The sequence below is a fragment of the Pseudomonas sp. 22085 genome (assembly GCF_052045815.1).
Taxonomy (GTDB): domain Bacteria; phylum Pseudomonadota; class Gammaproteobacteria; order Pseudomonadales; family Pseudomonadaceae; genus Aquipseudomonas; species Aquipseudomonas glycinae.
Genome location: NZ_JBQEQA010000008.1, coordinates 71,451 through 86,092 on the forward strand (window position 1 = coordinate 71,451; position 14,642 = coordinate 86,092).

Genomic DNA, 14,642 nt, shown 5'->3' on the forward strand with positions numbered 1-14,642 from the left:
CGCGAATAACAGACATTCTCAACAGGCATGTTATATTGTTTCAATTAGCACATTGGAACAACATAACATGTCGTCTCGAAAAAAGGCCTCCCTCCTCGGCCTGACCCTGGGCCTGCTGGGCGATCCCGCGTTTGCAGATGAACCGCAAACGCTTGAACTCGACGCCATCAGCGTCATCTCCGATTACGAATCCCCTGCCGGCCCGGTCAAAGGCTATCGCGCTACCCGCTCGTCCAGCGCCACCAAAACCGACACCGCGATCCGCGATATTCCGCAGGCCATCAGCGTGGTGCCCGCCAGCGTGCTCAAGGATTTGGGCAGCACCAGCGTAGAACGCGCGCTGGATTTCGCCGGTGGCGTGTCGAAGCAAAACAACTTCGGCGGCCTGACGCTTTACGAATACAGCGTGCGCGGCTTCACCACCTCTGAGTTTTACCAGGACGGCTTCAGCGCCAACCGTGGTTATCCGAGCACACCGGACGCCGCCAACATCGAGCGCATCGAAGTGCTAAAAGGACCGGCCGCCAGCCTGTATGGCCGAGGTGATCCGGGCGGCACGGTAAACATCGTCACCAAAAAACCGCAGCCAGCGGCCTTCACCACCCTGCAAACCAGCGCCGGCAGTCGGGATCGCTATCGCACCGCGCTGGACGTCAACACGCCGCTGGATGATCAGGGCGATGTGCTGTCGCGAATCAATCTCGCGGTCGAGGACAACAACAGCTTTCGCGACCACGTCGACAGTAAACGTGTATTCGTTGCCCCCTCTCTCAGTTGGCAGTTGAACCCGGACACCAGCCTGCTGGTGGAGAGCGAATTCGTGCGTCATAGCTCGACCTTCGACCGCGGCATCGTTGCACCTAACAATAAATGGAGCGGCGTCTCGCGCTCGACATTCCTGGGTGAGCCGAACGACGGCAACATCGACAACCACAACAACAGACTGCAAGCCACGCTTGAGCACCACCTCAACGATGCCTGGAAACTGCGCCTGGCCAGCCATTACAAGGAGGGCAAACTCTGGGGTTTCGCCTCCGAAAACCGTCCCTTGAATGCCGATGGCCACACCGTCAACCGCCGCTATCGCGAACGCGATACCAACTGGCACGACAGCATCACCCAACTGGAACTGCGCGGCCTGTTCGACCTCGGCACCTGGCAGCACGAACTGCTGATCGGCAGCGAGTACGAGAACTTCCGCAAGAACGAGCGCGTCACCACCATCGCCGGCGGGCCTTACGCCATCGATATCTATAACCCGGTGTACGGCCAACCCAAACCCAACGGCGCACGCTCCGGTACAGACTTCTTCGAACACGTCGAAAGCCATGCGCTGAACCTGCAGGATCAAATCGTCTTCAGCGAAAAACTGCGCGGGATGATCGGGGCGCGATTCGAGCACTTCGAGCAAACCATCGATGACCACAGCCGCAACACCACCAGCCGCCAGACCCACGACGCGCTCACCCAACGTGCCGGCCTGCTCTATCAACTGACACCGGACACCGGCCTGTTCGCCAACGCCTCGACCTCATTCAAACCGAACAACGGCCTCGATGCGGCTGGCAAATCCTTCGATCCGGAAGAAGGCGTGGGTTACGAAATCGGGATCAAGAACGAGCTGTTCGACGAACGTTTAAGCAGCACCCTCGCCTTCTTCCATATCGACAAGGAAAACGTCCTCGCCCTCGACCCGGGCACCGATACCAGCCGCGCCATGGGCAAGGCCCGCAGCCGGGGTTTCGATCTGCAGGTCACCGGGCAAGTCACCGACGCCGTCAGGGTGATCGGCGCTTTCGCCTGGATCGACGCCGAAGTGACCAAGGGGGATGCCGCGATCCCCGCCGGTAGCCGCATCCTCGGGGTCGCCAAACGCAGCGGCAGCGTGCTGGGTGTCTACGAGTTTCAGGACGGTCGCTTGCGCGGCTCGGATATCGGCGCGGCGTTCACTTACGTCGGTGACCGCTCAGGTGAGTCCGGCAGCGATTTCGAGCTGCCGGCCTATCACACCGTCGACCTGCTGGCCCATTACAAGGCCAGCGACACCGTCACTCTCGGCCTGAACCTGAACAACCTGTTCGACGAAAAGTACTACGAGCGCTCGTACAGCAGCTACTGGGTCAACCCCGGCGAGCCGCGCAATTTCACGGTCAGCCTGACATTCAACCTGTAAAAGGACGTCACCATGCATTACGGCAAACTCTTATTGATCATCGCTGCGCTGTTCGCTGGCCAAGCATCAGCGCATGGTCTGTGGACCGAACAACGACGCGGCAATATCGAAGTGATCTACGGCCACGGCGCAGAAGACAACGCTTTCAAAGCGCAGAAAATCAGCGGTGCATGGGCATATGACGTCAGCGGCAAGATGATCCCGGTCAACGTGCAACGCCTGACCGATCATGCGCGACTGCAACCGTTGAAACCGCCGGCGGTGATGGCCGTGGCCCTGAACAACGGCATGTGGTCGCAAACCGCCGACAAGAAATGGATCAATGAGGGACGCAGCAAGGTACCGGGCGCCATCGAGTCGACCGAGACCCTCAAGTACAGCCTGGCGATTTATCAGCCGGGAGCGAAGCTGCCCAAACTCAATCAGATCAAATTGCTGATCCTGCCAGAGGTCGATCCGCTGACCGTCGGCCCAGGGAAATCATTGCCGGTGCGGGTGTTGCTGGATGGCAAACCGGCAGCGGGCGTGAAGTTGATCGGTGACTACCGCAGCGCGCCGAATACCTTGAGCACTGAAACCGATAAGGACGGCCGCGCTCAGGTGCTGGTGCGTAACGAGGGATTGAATGTGATTGCGGCGCAGGTGGAGGTGCCGGTGAAGGACAATGCAGAGGTGAGCAGTCGGGGGTTGTTCAGTTCGTTGACGTTCCTGGGCGAACCGCATCACGAATGAACCAACGCTGATCCCTGTGGGACGAAACCCACAGGGATCAGCGTCGTTTCAGAGTTCGCCCAGACCGTCGATCAACGCCTGATTCTGTTCCGGCGTGCCGATCGAGATCCGCAGGAACTGGGCAATCCGCTCCTGCTTGAAGTGGCGCACGATCACGCCCTGTTCACGCAGTTTGGCTGCCAGCCCCGCCGCATCGTGTTGCGGATGCCGGGCGAAGATGAAGTTCGCCGCTGACGGCAGCACTTCAAAGCCCTTGGCCTGCAACTGCGCAACCACCCATTCGCGACTCTCGATGACCAGTGCGCAGGTCTTGTCGAAGTATTCGCGATCCTCGAACGCCGCCGCCGCACCGACATTCGCCATGCGATCGATCGGGTAGGAATTGAAGCTGTTCTTGATCCGCTCCAGCGCCTCGATCAGGTCCGGATGGCCGACCGCCAGACCGACCCGCAGGCCCGCCAGCGAACGGGACTTGGACAGGGTCTGGGTCACCAGCAGGTTCGGATAACGGTCCACCAGGCTGATCGCAGTTTCTCCGCCGAAGTCGATATAGGCCTCGTCGACCACCACCACCGAATCCGGGCTGGCCTTGAGAATCTGCTCGACCGCTTCCAGCGCCAGCAGGCAACCGGTCGGTGCGTTCGGGTTGGGGAAGATGATCCCGCCGTTCGGCTTGGCATAGTCCGCCGGGTTGATCTGGAACTTCGCATCCAGCGGCACCGCGTCGAATTTGATGCCGTACAGGCCGCAGTAGACCGGATAGAAGCTGTAGCTGATGTCCGGGAACAGGATCGGCTGATTGTGTTGCAGCAGACCGTGGAAGATGTGCGCCAGCACTTCGTCCGAACCGTTGCCGAGGAACACTTGATTGCTCTGTACGCCGTAGTACTTGGCGACGGCGTTTTTCAGCAGGTCGCTGTTCGGATCCGGATACAGACGCAGGTTGTCGTTGAGTTCGGCTTGCATCGCCGCCAGGGCTTTTGGCGACGGGCCGTACGGGTTTTCGTTGGTGTTGAGTTTGACCAGACGGGTCAACTTCGGCTGCTCGCCCGGCACGTAAGGCACCAGATTCTTGACGAACGGGCTCCAGAATTTACTCATGTTCAGTTCCCCTTCACGTCGTCTTTGATGCGGTATTCGGCGCTGCGCGCGTGGGCGCTCAGCGATTCGCCACGGGCCAGGATCGATGCAGTCTTGCCCAGCTCGGAAGCACCGGCCTCGGAGCAGAAGATGATCGACGAACGTTTCTGGAAGTCATACACGCCCAGCGGCGAGGAGAAACGCGCGGTGCCGGAGGTCGGCAGTACGTGGTTCGGGCCTGCGCAGTAGTCGCCCAGCGCCTCGGAGGTGTGGCGGCCCATGAAGATCGCACCGGCGTGGCGGATCTGCGGCAGCCAGGCCTGCGGGTCGGCGACCGACAGTTCAAGGTGTTCCGGGGCGATGCGGTTGGCGACTTCGATGGCCTGGGCCATGTCCCGCACGTGAATAAGGGCGCCACGGCCGTTGATCGAGGTTTCGATGATGGTCGCGCGATCCATGGTCGGCAGCAGTTTGTCGATGCTCGCGGCGACCTTGTCGAGAAACTCGGCGTCCGGGCTGACCAGAATCGCCTGGGCATCTTCGTCGTGCTCGGCCTGGGAGAACAGGTCCATGGCGATCCAGTCCGGATCGGTCTGGCCATCGCACACCACAAGGATTTCAGACGGGCCGGCAATCATGTCGATGCCGACCTGACCGAACACGTGACGCTTGGCAGTGGCGACATAGATGTTGCCCGGACCAACGACCTTGTCTACCTGCGGCACGCTCTCGGTGCCATAGGCCAATGCGGCAACGGCTTGTGCACCACCGATGGTGAACACCCGGTCGACGCCGGCGATGCACGCCGCCGCCAGCACCAGTTCGTTGACCTCGCCACGCGGAGTCGGCACTACCATGACCACTTCGGTCACGCCAGCGACCTTGGCCGGAATCGCGTTCATCAATACAGAAGACGGGTAAGACGCCTTGCCGCCTGGAACATACAGACCGGCGCGATCCAGTGGCGTGACCTTCTGACCCAGCACGGTGCCGTCGGCTTCGGTGTAGCTCCAGGAGTCCTGCTTCTGTTTTTCGTGATAGCTGCGCACGCGGGCGGCGGCTTTTTCCAGCGCTTCGCGTTGTGGGACAGTGATGCGGGTCAGGGCCAGCTCCAGACGCTCGCGCGGCAGGATCAGGTCCGCCATCGAAGCGACTTCGAGGCCGTCGAATTTCTGGGTGAACTCGACCAGCGCCGCGTCACCGCGCTCGCGCACAGCCTTGATGATGTCCAGCACCCGCTGATTGACCGAGTCGTCAGACACACTTTCCCAGCTCAGCAGATGATCCAGATGATGCGCGAAATCCGGGTCAGCAGCGTTGAGTCGGCGAATTGCAGTCGGTGCGGTCATAGCGAGAGCCTCATAGGAATGGCAAAAACTCAGGCGCCCTAACTTAGCAGTCGTTTCCGCTTGGGCACCTGAGATTCTGGCTATGAGGCGGATAGACGGGCGCGACTTAACGTCGCGCAGGTACATCAGCCGCGGTGTCGAGACTCCACTGCCTTGCGCAGGGTGTCGATCAACGCCTGGATTCGGGCGTGTTGCATTTTCATCGAAGCTTTATTGACCACCAGACGCGAGCTGATCGTGGCGATCAGTTCCTGGGGTTCCAGGCCGTTGGCGCGCAGGGTGTTGCCGGTGTCGACCACGTCGATGATCTTGTCGGCCAGGCCGATCAGTGGCGCCAGCTCCATCGAGCCATAGAGCTTGATGATGTCGACCTGACGGCCCTGCTCGGCGTAGTAACGCTTGGCGACATTGACGAATTTGGTGGCGACGCGCAGGCGGCCCTTGGGCTCGACCGCGCCGACCTTGCCGGCGGTCATCAGCTTGCACTGGGCAATCTGCAGATCCAGCGGCTCGTACAGGCCCTGGCCGGTGTATTCCATCAGCACGTCTTTACCGGCAACGCCGAGGTCGGCCGCGCCATGCTCGACATAGGTCGGCACGTCGGTGGCCCGCACGATCAACAGGCGAACGTCTTCCTGGGTCGTGGGGATGATCAGCTTGCGGCTCTTGTCCGGATTCTCGGTCGGCACGATGCCCGCTTCGGCGAGAAGCGGCAGGGTGTCGTCAAGGATGCGGCCCTTGGACAGTGCGATGGTCAACATGGGAAACGTCAGTCCTTATCAAGGTACTCATGTCCGGTCGCAATTGGCGCCGGACATACATCGAGGGAGTCACCCCCCCCGATCAAAACGAATTCAACGGACACTTCCCTGTGTCCAGATGCAGCGACTAGCCCGGAACGCGACGGATCCTGGCGCCCAGCATCTGCAGTTTTTCCTCGATGCACTCGTAACCACGGTCGATGTGGTAGATGCGGTCGATCAGGGTATCGCCTTCGGCCATCAGGGCCGAGATCACCAGACTGGCCGAGGCCCGCAGGTCGGTTGCCATCACTGGCGCGCCCTTGAGGATTTCAGTACCGGTCACGATGGCAGTGTTGCCTTCGACCTGGATCTTGGCGCCCATGCGGTGCAGTTCGTACACGTGCATGAAACGGTTTTCGAAGATCGTCTCGATCACGGCACCGGTGCCTTCGGCAATGGCGTTGAGCGAGATGAATTGCGCCTGCATGTCGGTCGGGAATGCCGGGTACGGCGCGGTGCGCACGTTGACTGCTTTCGGACGCTTGCCGTGCATGTTCAGCTCGATCCAGTCTTCGCCGCTGGTGATTTCGGCGCCGGCTTCACGCAGCTTTTCCAGAACCGCTTCGAGAATGGTCGGATCGGTGTCCTTGACCTTCACACGGCCACCGGTGACCGCAGCGGCTACCAGATAGGTGCCGGTCTCGATACGGTCAGGCATGACTTTGTAGAAAGTCGAACCCAGACGCTCGACGCCGTCGATGGTGATGGTGTCGGTGCCAGCACCGGAGACCTTGGCGCCCATGGCGTTGAGGAAGTTCGCCAGGTCGACCACTTCAGGCTCGCGGGCGGCGTTCTGCAACACGCTGCGGCCCTTGGCCAGAGCGGCAGCCATCATGATGTTCTCGGTACCGGTCACGCTGACGGTATCGAAGAAGAAGTGCGCACCGCGCAGACCACCTTCAGGGGCCTTGGCCTTGATGTAGCCACCTTCGACGTCGATGACCGCGCCCATGGCTTCCAGGCCACGGATGTGCAGGTCGACCGGACGCGAACCGATGGCGCAACCACCAGGCAGAGCGACTTCGGCTTCACCGAAACGCGCAACCATCGGGCCCAGCACCAGGATCGAGGCACGCATGGTTTTCACCAGTTCGTACGGGGCGATCAAGGTCTTGATGGTGCGCGGGTCGATTTCGACGCTGAGCTTCTCGTCGATCACAGGCTCGATGCCCATGCGACCGAACAGCTCGATCATGGTGGTGATGTCATGCAGGTGCGGCAGGTTGCCAACAGTCACCGGGCCATCGCACAGCAGGGTGGCGGCCAGGATCGGCAGGGCGGAGTTCTTCGCCCCGGAGATGCGGATCTCGCCATCAAGACGAGCGCCACCGGTAATAATCAATTTATCCATAAGAATCTCGACGCCCTAGGGCTCAGGTGCGCTCGGCCCAGGCCGCGCTGCTGAAAAATTTCATAGTGACCGCGTGGATGCTGCCATCGGCAATCCAAGGGTTCAAATGGGCATAGATGCTTTGCTGACGCTTGACCGGGCTCAACGCCGCCAGTTCATCACTAATCACGTTCAGCTGGAAGTTGCAGCCTTCGCCTTCAACTTCCACCTGCGTTCCTGGCAGCTTTCCTTCAAGGAAGCTCTTCACTTCTACGGCCTGCATGCTCAACCTCAATCGGCGCCCTGTGCGCACGGGTCGGACATCATACAAAAAAGCCCCGCGCCTGCGAACCCCGCTGCGCAGGACTCTGACGGGGGGCTTCTCTATTGATGCGGGTTCAGGGTTGCGCCAACAGCTCGGTCAGTTCGCTGACCTGAGCAATTTCGCGCATGTCTTCGGGCATCCCGCGAATGCTGACCGCCTTGCCGGCGGCCTTTGCGTCGCGAATGAAGCACAGCAGCAGCGACAGACCGACACTGCTGGACTTCTCCACCGCCGAGCAATCAATCACCAATGCCGGGGCATTGCACGATTTGATCAGCGCCCGGCCCTGCTCCCGCAGGTCAGGGCCGGTGCGGTAATCCAGCACACCGCTGAGCTGCAGCTGACTGGCTTCGTCCAGACGAATGGCCGACTCGGTCATTGGGCAGGTTTCTCGTTCTGCTCGGCCGACTGCTTGGCCTTGGCGACCTCCCCGGCCCAGCCGTTGATGGTCTTGTCCAGGTCGTTGCCATTGCGCTGCATCGCGTCGGCGAACTGGTCACGGAACAGCTTGCCGATGTTGATGCCGTTGATGATCACGTTGCGCAGTTTCCACTCGCCGTTGATCTTTTCCAGGGTGTACTGCACAGGATAGATCGCGCCGTTGTTACCTTTGACGGTCATGCCGACGCTGGTGCGGTCGCCCGATTCATCCTTGGGCGCATCGACGGTGATGCCCTGGTTGTTGTACTCGAGCAAGGCGTTGCCGTAGAACTGGAACAGGCCGCGCTTGAAGTTTTCCTCGAAGGTCTTCATCTGCGCCGGAGTTGCCTTGCGCGAATACTTGACCGTCATGATGCTCTTGGAAATGCCTTCGGCATCTACCACAGGACCGACGATGGTGTTCAGCGCCGTGTAGAAATCCTGCGGATCCTGCTTGTACTTCTCTTTATTGGCCGACAGATCGGCGAGCATCCGGTTTGTAGTGTCCTGAACCAGATCGTGCGCCGACTGTGCCGCCACGGCGTTAGCCACCAGCGGCAGCGTCGCAAGCAACACCAACAGGCCACGTCGCAAGGTAGAGATCATTCAAAAGCTCCTCATTTGGCGTCTTTGCTAACGGTATTGAGCAGGAATTTACCGATCAGGTCTTCCAGTACCAGAGACGACTGCGTGTCGTGGATGGTTCCACCATCCTTCAGGCGGGTGTCTTCGCCGCCCACGCTGATACCGATGTATTTCTCGCCCAGCAGACCCGCTGTCAGGATAGATGCTGTGGAGTCGGTCGGCAGATTGTCGACGCTTTTATCCACTTGCAGGGTCACCCGACCGGTAAAGCTGTCGCGATCCAGATCGATCGCGGTGACCTTGCCGATGGTCACACCCGCCATGGTCACTTTGGCTCTGACCGTCAGGCCGGCGATATTGTCGAAATAGGCGTAAAGCTTGTAGGTATCGGTGGTCGAAGTCGGAGACAGGCCACTGACCCGCAGGGCCAGCAGCAACAAGGCCAGGATCCCTGCCAGCAGGAACAGGCCGACACCGATTTCCAGGGTGCGGTTTTGCATCAGAAATCTCCAAACATCAAAGCGGTCAGAATAAAGTCCAGGCCGAGGACTGCCAGCGAGGCGTAAACCACGGTCTTGGTAGTGGCACGGCTGATCCCCTCGGAAGTGGGTTCGCAGTCATAGCCTTGAAATACGGCGATCCAAGTGACGACAAAAGCGAATACTGCACTTTTGATGATGCCGTTGAGCACATCGTCACCGAAGCTCACGCTGTTCTGCATGTTTGACCAGTAGGAACCTTCGTAGACGCCCAACCAGTCGACAGCGACCCATGAACCGCCCCAGATGCCGACCACGCTGAAGATCATCGCCAGCACCGGCAGGGAAATGAAGCCGGCCCACAGACGCGGAGCGATGATGTATTTGAGCGGGTCGACCCCGATCATTTCCAGGCTGGACAGCTGCTCGGTGGATTTCATGTTGCCGATTTCCGCCGTCAGCGCCGAACCGGCGCGACCGGCGAACAACAGCGCGGTCACCACCGGCCCCAGCTCGCGCAACAGGGTCAGCGCGACCATCTGGCCGACGGCCTGCTCCGAGCCGTAACTCGACAGGATGTTGAAGCCCTGCAGCGCCAGCACCATGCCGATGAAGATCCCGGACACCACAATGATCACCAGCGACATCACGCCGACCGAATGCAACTGCTTGACCAGCAGGCCGAAACCGCCGCCGATGCCGCCACGCCCGAGCAAGGCATGAAACAGGAACAGGGTCGAACGCCCGAACACTGCAACGCTGTCGATTCCGGCGAGGCCGAAACGACGCACACGCTCCATTAATGTAATTCTGCGCATCAGCGGCGCTTCCCCAGAAGATCTGCGCGGTAATCCGGCGCTGGAAAGTGATACGGCACCGGGCCGTCGGGTTCACCGGTCATGAACTGACGGATACGCGGATCGTCCGAGCTCATCAGTTCGTCCGGCGTGCCCTGCCCCAATACCTGGCCATCGCCGACCACATAGATGTAGTCGGCGATGCTCGCGGTTTCGGCGAGGTCGTGGGACACCACGATGCTGGTGATTCCCAGGGCATCGTTGAGCAGACGGATCAGGCGAACCAGCACGCCCATGGCGATCGGATCCTGGCCGACGAACGGTTCGTCGTACATGAGGATCTGCGGATCCAGGGCAATCGCCCGGGCCAGGGCAACACGACGCTTCATCCCGCCGGACAGCTCGTCAGGCATCAGCTCGATCGCACCGCGCAGTCCTACCGCCTGCAACTTGAGCAGCACGATGTCGCGGATCATCTCGTCCGGCAGTTCGGTATGAACGCGCAGCGGAAAGGCGACGTTCTCGAATACATCGAGATCGGTGAACAGCGCACCGCTCTGAAACAGCACGCCCATGTGCTTGCGCGCATCGAACAGATCGCTGCGCGACAGCTTCGGCAGGTTCTGGCCGTTGACCCAGACCTCGCCTTTGGATGGCCGCAACTGGGCGCCCATCAGGCGCAACAGCGTGGTCTTGCCACACCCGGAAGGCCCCATGATGCCGGTGACCTTGCCGCGCGGGATGCGGATATCGACGTTATTGAAAATGCTCCGCGCACCGCGCTTGAAGGAGACTCCCTTCAGCTCGACCGCGTAGGCGTTATCGGCACTCATCTAAACTCCTTGCGATGCAGCCTCTCACTCGGACGCCTGGCTTTCTTGAGAAAGCCCCTACATCCCGGGCAGGCCGAACTGGCGGCGAACTATATCACTGCAAAGGGCAAGCGCCCAAGGCCTGCACCGGTCCGCATTCTGCGAGTTGAAGGGCTCAAAGCCTTATTTGCAGAGTTTTGGTAACGAGGAATGACAAAGCGCGACGAACTTGCGTGAGGCTTTTCAACATAACCGCTATAATCGCCGCCTTTTCATCGGGCTATACGATTTCTGACATGAGCCAAACCAGCGACCTGATTCAATCGGCACAACGCACCATCCGCCTCGAAGTGGAAGCCATACAAGGCTTGCTGCCCCATATCGACGCCGATTTCGTACGCGCTTGCGAGATGATTCTGGCCAGCAAAGGCCGTGTTGTCGTGGTCGGCATGGGCAAGTCCGGGCACATCGGCAACAAGATTGCCGCCACCCTGGCCAGCACCGGCACCCCGGCGTTTTTCGTGCACCCGGCCGAAGCCAGCCATGGAGACATGGGCATGATCACTCGTGACGATGTGATTCTGGCCCTGTCGAACTCCGGTTCCACCAACGAAATCGTCACCCTGCTGCCACTGATCAAGCGCCTGGGCATCCAGTTGATCAGCGTCACCGGCAACCCGCAATCGCCACTGGCCAAGGCCGCCCAGGTCAATCTCAACGTTCACGTAGAACATGAAGCTTGTCCGCTCAACCTCGCGCCAACCTCTTCGACCACCGCGGCACTGGTCATGGGCGACGCCCTGGCCGTGGCACTGCTGGAAGCGCGCGGCTTCACCGCTGAAGACTTTGCCTTTTCCCACCCCGGCGGCGCACTGGGCCGACGCCTGCTGCTGAAAGTGGAAAATGTCATGCACGCCGGGCAGGAACTGCCTCAGGTTCAACGAGGCACGCTGCTCAAGGACGCGCTGATGGAAATGACCCGCAAGGGTCTGGGCATGACTGTGATTCTTGAAGCTGACGGCAAACTGGCCGGGATCTTCACTGACGGCGACCTGCGCCGCACTCTGGATCGCAGCATTGATATCCACAGCGCCACCATCGACCAGGTGATGACCGTTCACGGCAAGACCGCCCGTGCCGAGATGCTCGCCGCCGAAGCCCTGAAAATCATGGAAGACCACCGAATCAACGCGCTGGTTGTCGTGGATGAAGAGGATCGCCCGATCGGCGCCTTCAACCTCTCCGATCTGCTGCGCGCAGGAGTGATGTAAATGAGCACCGATCTGCTGCAACGCGGCAAAGTCATCAAACTGGCGGTTTTCGACGTCGACGGTGTTCTCACCGACGGGCGACTGTACTTCCTTGAAGATGGCAGCGAGTTCAAGACTTTCAACACGCTCGATGGTCAGGGCATCAAGATGCTGATGAACGCCGGCGTACAGACCGCCATCATCAGCGGTCGCAAGACTCCGGTGGTCGAGCGTCGGGCAAAGAACCTGGGCATCCCGCACCTGTTTCAGGGTCGCGAAGACAAACTGGTGGTTCTCGACGGTCTTCTGGAGCAACTGGGCCTAAGCTATGAACAAGTGGCTTACCTCGGCGACGATTTGCCCGACCTGCCCGTGATCCGCCGCGTAGGGCTGGGCATGGCCGTGGCCAACGCCGCCCCTTTTGTTCGCGAGCACGCACATGGCGTCACCCAGGCCCGTGGCGGCGAAGGTGCCGCCCGCGAATTCTGCGAACTGATCCTGCGCGCCCAAGGCAGCCTCGACGCCGCCAACAATGCGTACCTGTGAGTCCAACCATGTTTAGCAAAAAGTTTCGCAACATCTTGTTGTTCGGTTGTATCGCAGCGATATTCGGCGCTGTCGGCTACTGGAACATCAGCCCGGAACGTTTCCTCGACAAACCGCCGGTTTCGGCAGAGGAAAGCCCGATCGACTGGTATGCAACCAATACGCACACGATCCAGTACCTCGAAGACGGCAAAGTGCAGTACGAAATGACGTCCGACAAGGCCGAGCACGTCAAGGCGACCGACATTACACTGGTCACCAAACCCGATCTGAACATGTTCCGTGGCACCGATTTTCCATGGCACGTGACCAGTGAACGCGGCGAAGTGAACTCCGGTGGCACCGAGGTCGAGCTGATCGACTCCGTTCGGGTCAAGCGCACCGACGAAAAGAACCGCGACACACTGATTACCAGCACACGCATGACGGTGTTCCCTCAGCAGCAATATGCGCAGACCCAGCAACCCGTTAGAATCGACGGCGCTGGCGGTGTATCGACTGGCGTAGGAATGAAAGCGTATTTGAAGGAAAGCAGGATACACCTGCTATCGAACGTAAGAGGACAGTATGAGGCTCGTTAAAACCCTCCCTATTTTGCTCGGTCTGGGCGCAGCACTGGGAAGCGTGAGCGCCTGGGCTCTGCCGAACGATCAAGAGCAGCCAATCCGCATTCAGGCCGACGATGCCCAGCTGGACGACAAGAACGGCGTTGCCACTTATAAAGGCGACGTGATCATCACCCAGGGTTCGATGATCGTCAAAGGCAACACCGTGACCATGACCCGTGCGCCTAACGGTGACATCGATGTCGTGACTTCGGTGGGCAACCTTGCCTACTTCGAACAGTTGCAGACTGCCGGTGACACCAAGCCCGTCCAGGGCTGGGGCGTGACCATTCAGTACCACGCACAGCAAAACCGCGTCGTACTGATCGACAAGGCAAAAGTCGTCGACAAGGACAACAACACCACTCAGGGCGAGAAAATCGTCTATGACACGGTGAAAAAACTGGCCAGCGCCGGTCGAGCCACTGGCAGCAAGGTCACCGAAGCGCGTCCGCGCATCGACATGGTGATCCAGCCGAAGAAGAAAACCGACGAGAAACCCCAGTAATGGCAACTCTGAAAGCTCAGCACCTGGCCAAGGCCTATAAAAGCCGCCAGGTCGTGCGCGACGTCAGCCTTTCGATCGACAGCGGTCAGATCGTCGGCCTGCTCGGCCCGAACGGCGCCGGCAAGACCACGTGCTTCTACATGATCGTCGGCCTGGTTCAGGCCGATCAGGGTCGCGTACTGATCGACGACCTCGACGTCAGCCACCAGCCGATGCACGGTCGCGCCAAGGCCGGTATCGGCTATCTGCCGCAAGAAGCGTCGATCTTCCGCAAACTGTCGGTAGCCGACAACATCATGGCCATCCTCGAGACCCGTCAGGAGCTCGACAAGGCCGGTCGTCGCAAGGAGCTGGAAAGCCTGCTGCAGGAATTCCACATCAGCCACATTCGCGACAACCTCGGCATGAGCCTGTCCGGTGGCGAACGCCGCCGCGTGGAGATCGCACGCGCACTGGCTACGGCACCGAAGTTCATCCTGCTCGACGAACCGTTCGCCGGTGTCGACCCGATCTCGGTCGGCGACATCAAGCAGATCATCCACCACCTCAAGGCCAAGGGTATCGGTGTATTGATCACCGACCACAACGTCCGTGAGACGCTGGATATCTGCGAAACCGCCTACATCGTCAATGACGGCCAGTTGATCGCCGAAGGCGACTCCGCGACCATCCTCGCCAATGATCTGGTCAAGGAAGTGTATCTGGGTCACGAGTTCCGCCTGTAAGCGTGACAGCATTCGACCTGCCGTCCGGATGCTGTAACGTTGAAGCGCATTTTTTCTACGCTTTTATTGTTACAGCGCTCTAGGCAAACACGACAGTTTCAGGCATATAATTTGCTTAAGTTT

At 59.9% G+C, this 14,642-nt stretch carries 17 protein-coding genes; 7 read left to right on the plus strand and 10 right to left on the minus strand.

Annotated features, from left to right (window positions below; translation table 11 throughout):
• Positions 1-67 precede the first annotated feature (67 nt).
• Both ACTJK7_RS11845 and ACTJK7_RS11850 read left to right on the plus strand, forming a co-directional pair.
• Positions 68-2,173, plus strand: a complete 2,106-nt coding sequence (locus ACTJK7_RS11845; protein ID WP_323150628.1) for a TonB-dependent siderophore receptor — start codon at positions 68-70, stop codon at positions 2,171-2,173.
• A gap of 12 nt (positions 2,174-2,185) precedes the next feature.
• Positions 2,186-2,905 carry a DUF4198 domain-containing protein gene (locus ACTJK7_RS11850; protein ID WP_085654632.1) on the plus strand — a complete coding sequence of 240 codons (720 nt, stop codon included), beginning with the start codon at positions 2,186-2,188 and terminating at the stop codon, positions 2,903-2,905.
• A gap of 48 nt (positions 2,906-2,953) precedes the next feature.
• Here ACTJK7_RS11850 and hisC read toward each other — a convergent pair whose 3' ends face one another.
• The 10 genes from hisC to ACTJK7_RS11900 all read right to left on the minus strand — a co-directional run bounded on the left by hisC (position 2,954) and on the right by ACTJK7_RS11900 (position 10,906).
• Positions 2,954-4,006 (minus strand): histidinol-phosphate transaminase, encoded by a 1,053-nt coding sequence (gene hisC, locus ACTJK7_RS11855; RefSeq protein WP_108559610.1) that lies wholly within the window; start codon positions 4,004-4,006, stop codon positions 2,954-2,956.
• 2 nt (positions 4,007-4,008) lie between these two features.
• Positions 4,009-5,334: a histidinol dehydrogenase gene (hisD, locus tag ACTJK7_RS11860; protein ID WP_108559608.1), complete on the minus strand. Its 1,326-nt coding sequence runs from the start codon at positions 5,332-5,334 to the stop codon at positions 4,009-4,011.
• A gap of 125 nt (positions 5,335-5,459) precedes the next feature.
• Positions 5,460-6,095 carry an ATP phosphoribosyltransferase gene (gene hisG, locus ACTJK7_RS11865; RefSeq protein WP_007953554.1) on the minus strand — a complete coding sequence of 212 codons (636 nt, stop codon included), beginning with the start codon at positions 6,093-6,095 and terminating at the stop codon, positions 5,460-5,462.
• Positions 6,096-6,222: 127 nt separating this feature from the next.
• Positions 6,223-7,488, minus strand: coding sequence for a UDP-N-acetylglucosamine 1-carboxyvinyltransferase (murA, locus tag ACTJK7_RS11870; protein WP_064382523.1), 1,266 nt, complete (start codon positions 7,486-7,488; stop codon positions 6,223-6,225).
• Positions 7,489-7,510: 22 nt separating this feature from the next.
• Complete coding sequence (locus ACTJK7_RS11875) at positions 7,511-7,750, minus strand: BolA family protein (protein WP_007953556.1); 240 nt, start codon at positions 7,748-7,750, stop codon at positions 7,511-7,513.
• Between the two features lie 115 nt (positions 7,751-7,865).
• Positions 7,866-8,171, minus strand: a complete 306-nt coding sequence (locus ACTJK7_RS11880) for an STAS domain-containing protein (RefSeq protein WP_064382524.1) — start codon at positions 8,169-8,171, stop codon at positions 7,866-7,868.
• Positions 8,168-8,818 (minus strand): MlaC/ttg2D family ABC transporter substrate-binding protein, encoded by a 651-nt coding sequence (locus tag ACTJK7_RS11885; protein ID WP_064382525.1) that lies wholly within the window; start codon positions 8,816-8,818, stop codon positions 8,168-8,170. Before ACTJK7_RS11885 ends, ACTJK7_RS11880 begins: the two co-directional genes overlap by 4 nt.
• A gap of 11 nt (positions 8,819-8,829) precedes the next feature.
• Positions 8,830-9,297: an outer membrane lipid asymmetry maintenance protein MlaD gene (mlaD, locus tag ACTJK7_RS11890; RefSeq protein ID WP_007953559.1), complete on the minus strand. Its 468-nt coding sequence runs from the start codon at positions 9,295-9,297 to the stop codon at positions 8,830-8,832.
• Positions 9,297-10,094: a lipid asymmetry maintenance ABC transporter permease subunit MlaE gene (mlaE, locus tag ACTJK7_RS11895; RefSeq protein WP_007953561.1), complete on the minus strand. Its 798-nt coding sequence runs from the start codon at positions 10,092-10,094 to the stop codon at positions 9,297-9,299. The genes mlaD and mlaE overlap by 1 nt, the downstream gene beginning before the upstream one ends.
• The gene (locus ACTJK7_RS11900) at positions 10,094-10,906 is read right to left on the minus strand and encodes an ATP-binding cassette domain-containing protein (protein ID WP_011332478.1); all 813 of its coding nucleotides are present in this window, start codon (positions 10,904-10,906) and stop codon (positions 10,094-10,096) included. The genes mlaE and ACTJK7_RS11900 overlap by 1 nt, the downstream gene beginning before the upstream one ends.
• Positions 10,907-11,181: 275 nt before the next feature.
• Here ACTJK7_RS11900 and ACTJK7_RS11905 point away from each other — a divergent pair, with 275 nt between their 5' ends.
• Genes ACTJK7_RS11905 through lptB form a run of 5 tightly spaced genes read left to right on the plus strand, consistent with a single transcriptional unit; the run spans position 11,182 to position 14,519 of the window.
• On the plus strand, positions 11,182-12,156 hold the full coding sequence (locus ACTJK7_RS11905; protein WP_064382526.1) for a KpsF/GutQ family sugar-phosphate isomerase: 975 nt from the start codon (positions 11,182-11,184) through the stop codon (positions 12,154-12,156).
• On the plus strand, positions 12,157-12,681 hold the full coding sequence (locus tag ACTJK7_RS11910) for a KdsC family phosphatase (RefSeq protein WP_108559604.1): 525 nt from the start codon (positions 12,157-12,159) through the stop codon (positions 12,679-12,681).
• Between the two features lie 8 nt (positions 12,682-12,689).
• A complete protein-coding gene (gene lptC, locus ACTJK7_RS11915) occupies positions 12,690-13,262 on the plus strand; it encodes an LPS export ABC transporter periplasmic protein LptC (protein WP_007953568.1) in 573 nt (190 codons plus the stop codon).
• A complete protein-coding gene (lptA, locus tag ACTJK7_RS11920; protein ID WP_108559600.1) occupies positions 13,249-13,794 on the plus strand; it encodes a lipopolysaccharide transport periplasmic protein LptA in 546 nt (181 codons plus the stop codon). Before lptC ends, lptA begins: the two co-directional genes overlap by 14 nt.
• Positions 13,794-14,519: an LPS export ABC transporter ATP-binding protein gene (lptB, locus tag ACTJK7_RS11925; RefSeq protein WP_007953572.1), complete on the plus strand. Its 726-nt coding sequence runs from the start codon at positions 13,794-13,796 to the stop codon at positions 14,517-14,519. The genes lptA and lptB overlap by 1 nt, the downstream gene beginning before the upstream one ends.
• Positions 14,520-14,642: the final 123 nt, after the last annotated feature.

Bases quoted from the DNA above. Each gene is read 5' to 3' on its own strand.
- ACTJK7_RS11845 (WP_323150628.1), top strand. From the start codon at position 68: ATGTCGTCTCGAAAAAAGGCCTCCCTCCTCGGCCTGACCCTGGGCCTG.
- ACTJK7_RS11850 (WP_085654632.1), top strand. From the start codon at position 2,186: ATGCATTACGGCAAACTCTTATTGATCATCGCTGCGCTGTTCGCTGGC.
- hisC (WP_108559610.1), bottom strand. From the start codon at position 4,006: ATGAGTAAATTCTGGAGCCCGTTCGTCAAGAATCTGGTGCCTTACGTG.
- hisD (WP_108559608.1), bottom strand. From the start codon at position 5,334: ATGACCGCACCGACTGCAATTCGCCGACTCAACGCTGCTGACCCGGAT.
- hisG (WP_007953554.1), bottom strand. From the start codon at position 6,095: ATGTTGACCATCGCACTGTCCAAGGGCCGCATCCTTGACGACACCCTG.
- murA (WP_064382523.1), bottom strand. From the start codon at position 7,488: ATGGATAAATTGATTATTACCGGTGGCGCTCGTCTTGATGGCGAGATC.
- ACTJK7_RS11875 (WP_007953556.1), bottom strand. From the start codon at position 7,750: ATGCAGGCCGTAGAAGTGAAGAGCTTCCTTGAAGGAAAGCTGCCAGGA.
- ACTJK7_RS11880 (WP_064382524.1), bottom strand. From the start codon at position 8,171: ATGACCGAGTCGGCCATTCGTCTGGACGAAGCCAGTCAGCTGCAGCTC.
- ACTJK7_RS11885 (WP_064382525.1), bottom strand. From the start codon at position 8,818: ATGATCTCTACCTTGCGACGTGGCCTGTTGGTGTTGCTTGCGACGCTG.
- mlaD (WP_007953559.1), bottom strand. From the start codon at position 9,297: ATGCAAAACCGCACCCTGGAAATCGGTGTCGGCCTGTTCCTGCTGGCA.
- mlaE (WP_007953561.1), bottom strand. From the start codon at position 10,094: ATGCGCAGAATTACATTAATGGAGCGTGTGCGTCGTTTCGGCCTCGCC.
- ACTJK7_RS11900 (WP_011332478.1), bottom strand. From the start codon at position 10,906: ATGAGTGCCGATAACGCCTACGCGGTCGAGCTGAAGGGAGTCTCCTTC.
- ACTJK7_RS11905 (WP_064382526.1), top strand. From the start codon at position 11,182: ATGAGCCAAACCAGCGACCTGATTCAATCGGCACAACGCACCATCCGC.
- ACTJK7_RS11910 (WP_108559604.1), top strand. From the start codon at position 12,157: ATGAGCACCGATCTGCTGCAACGCGGCAAAGTCATCAAACTGGCGGTT.
- lptC (WP_007953568.1), top strand. From the start codon at position 12,690: ATGTTTAGCAAAAAGTTTCGCAACATCTTGTTGTTCGGTTGTATCGCA.
- lptA (WP_108559600.1), top strand. From the start codon at position 13,249: ATGAGGCTCGTTAAAACCCTCCCTATTTTGCTCGGTCTGGGCGCAGCA.
- lptB (WP_007953572.1), top strand. From the start codon at position 13,794: ATGGCAACTCTGAAAGCTCAGCACCTGGCCAAGGCCTATAAAAGCCGC.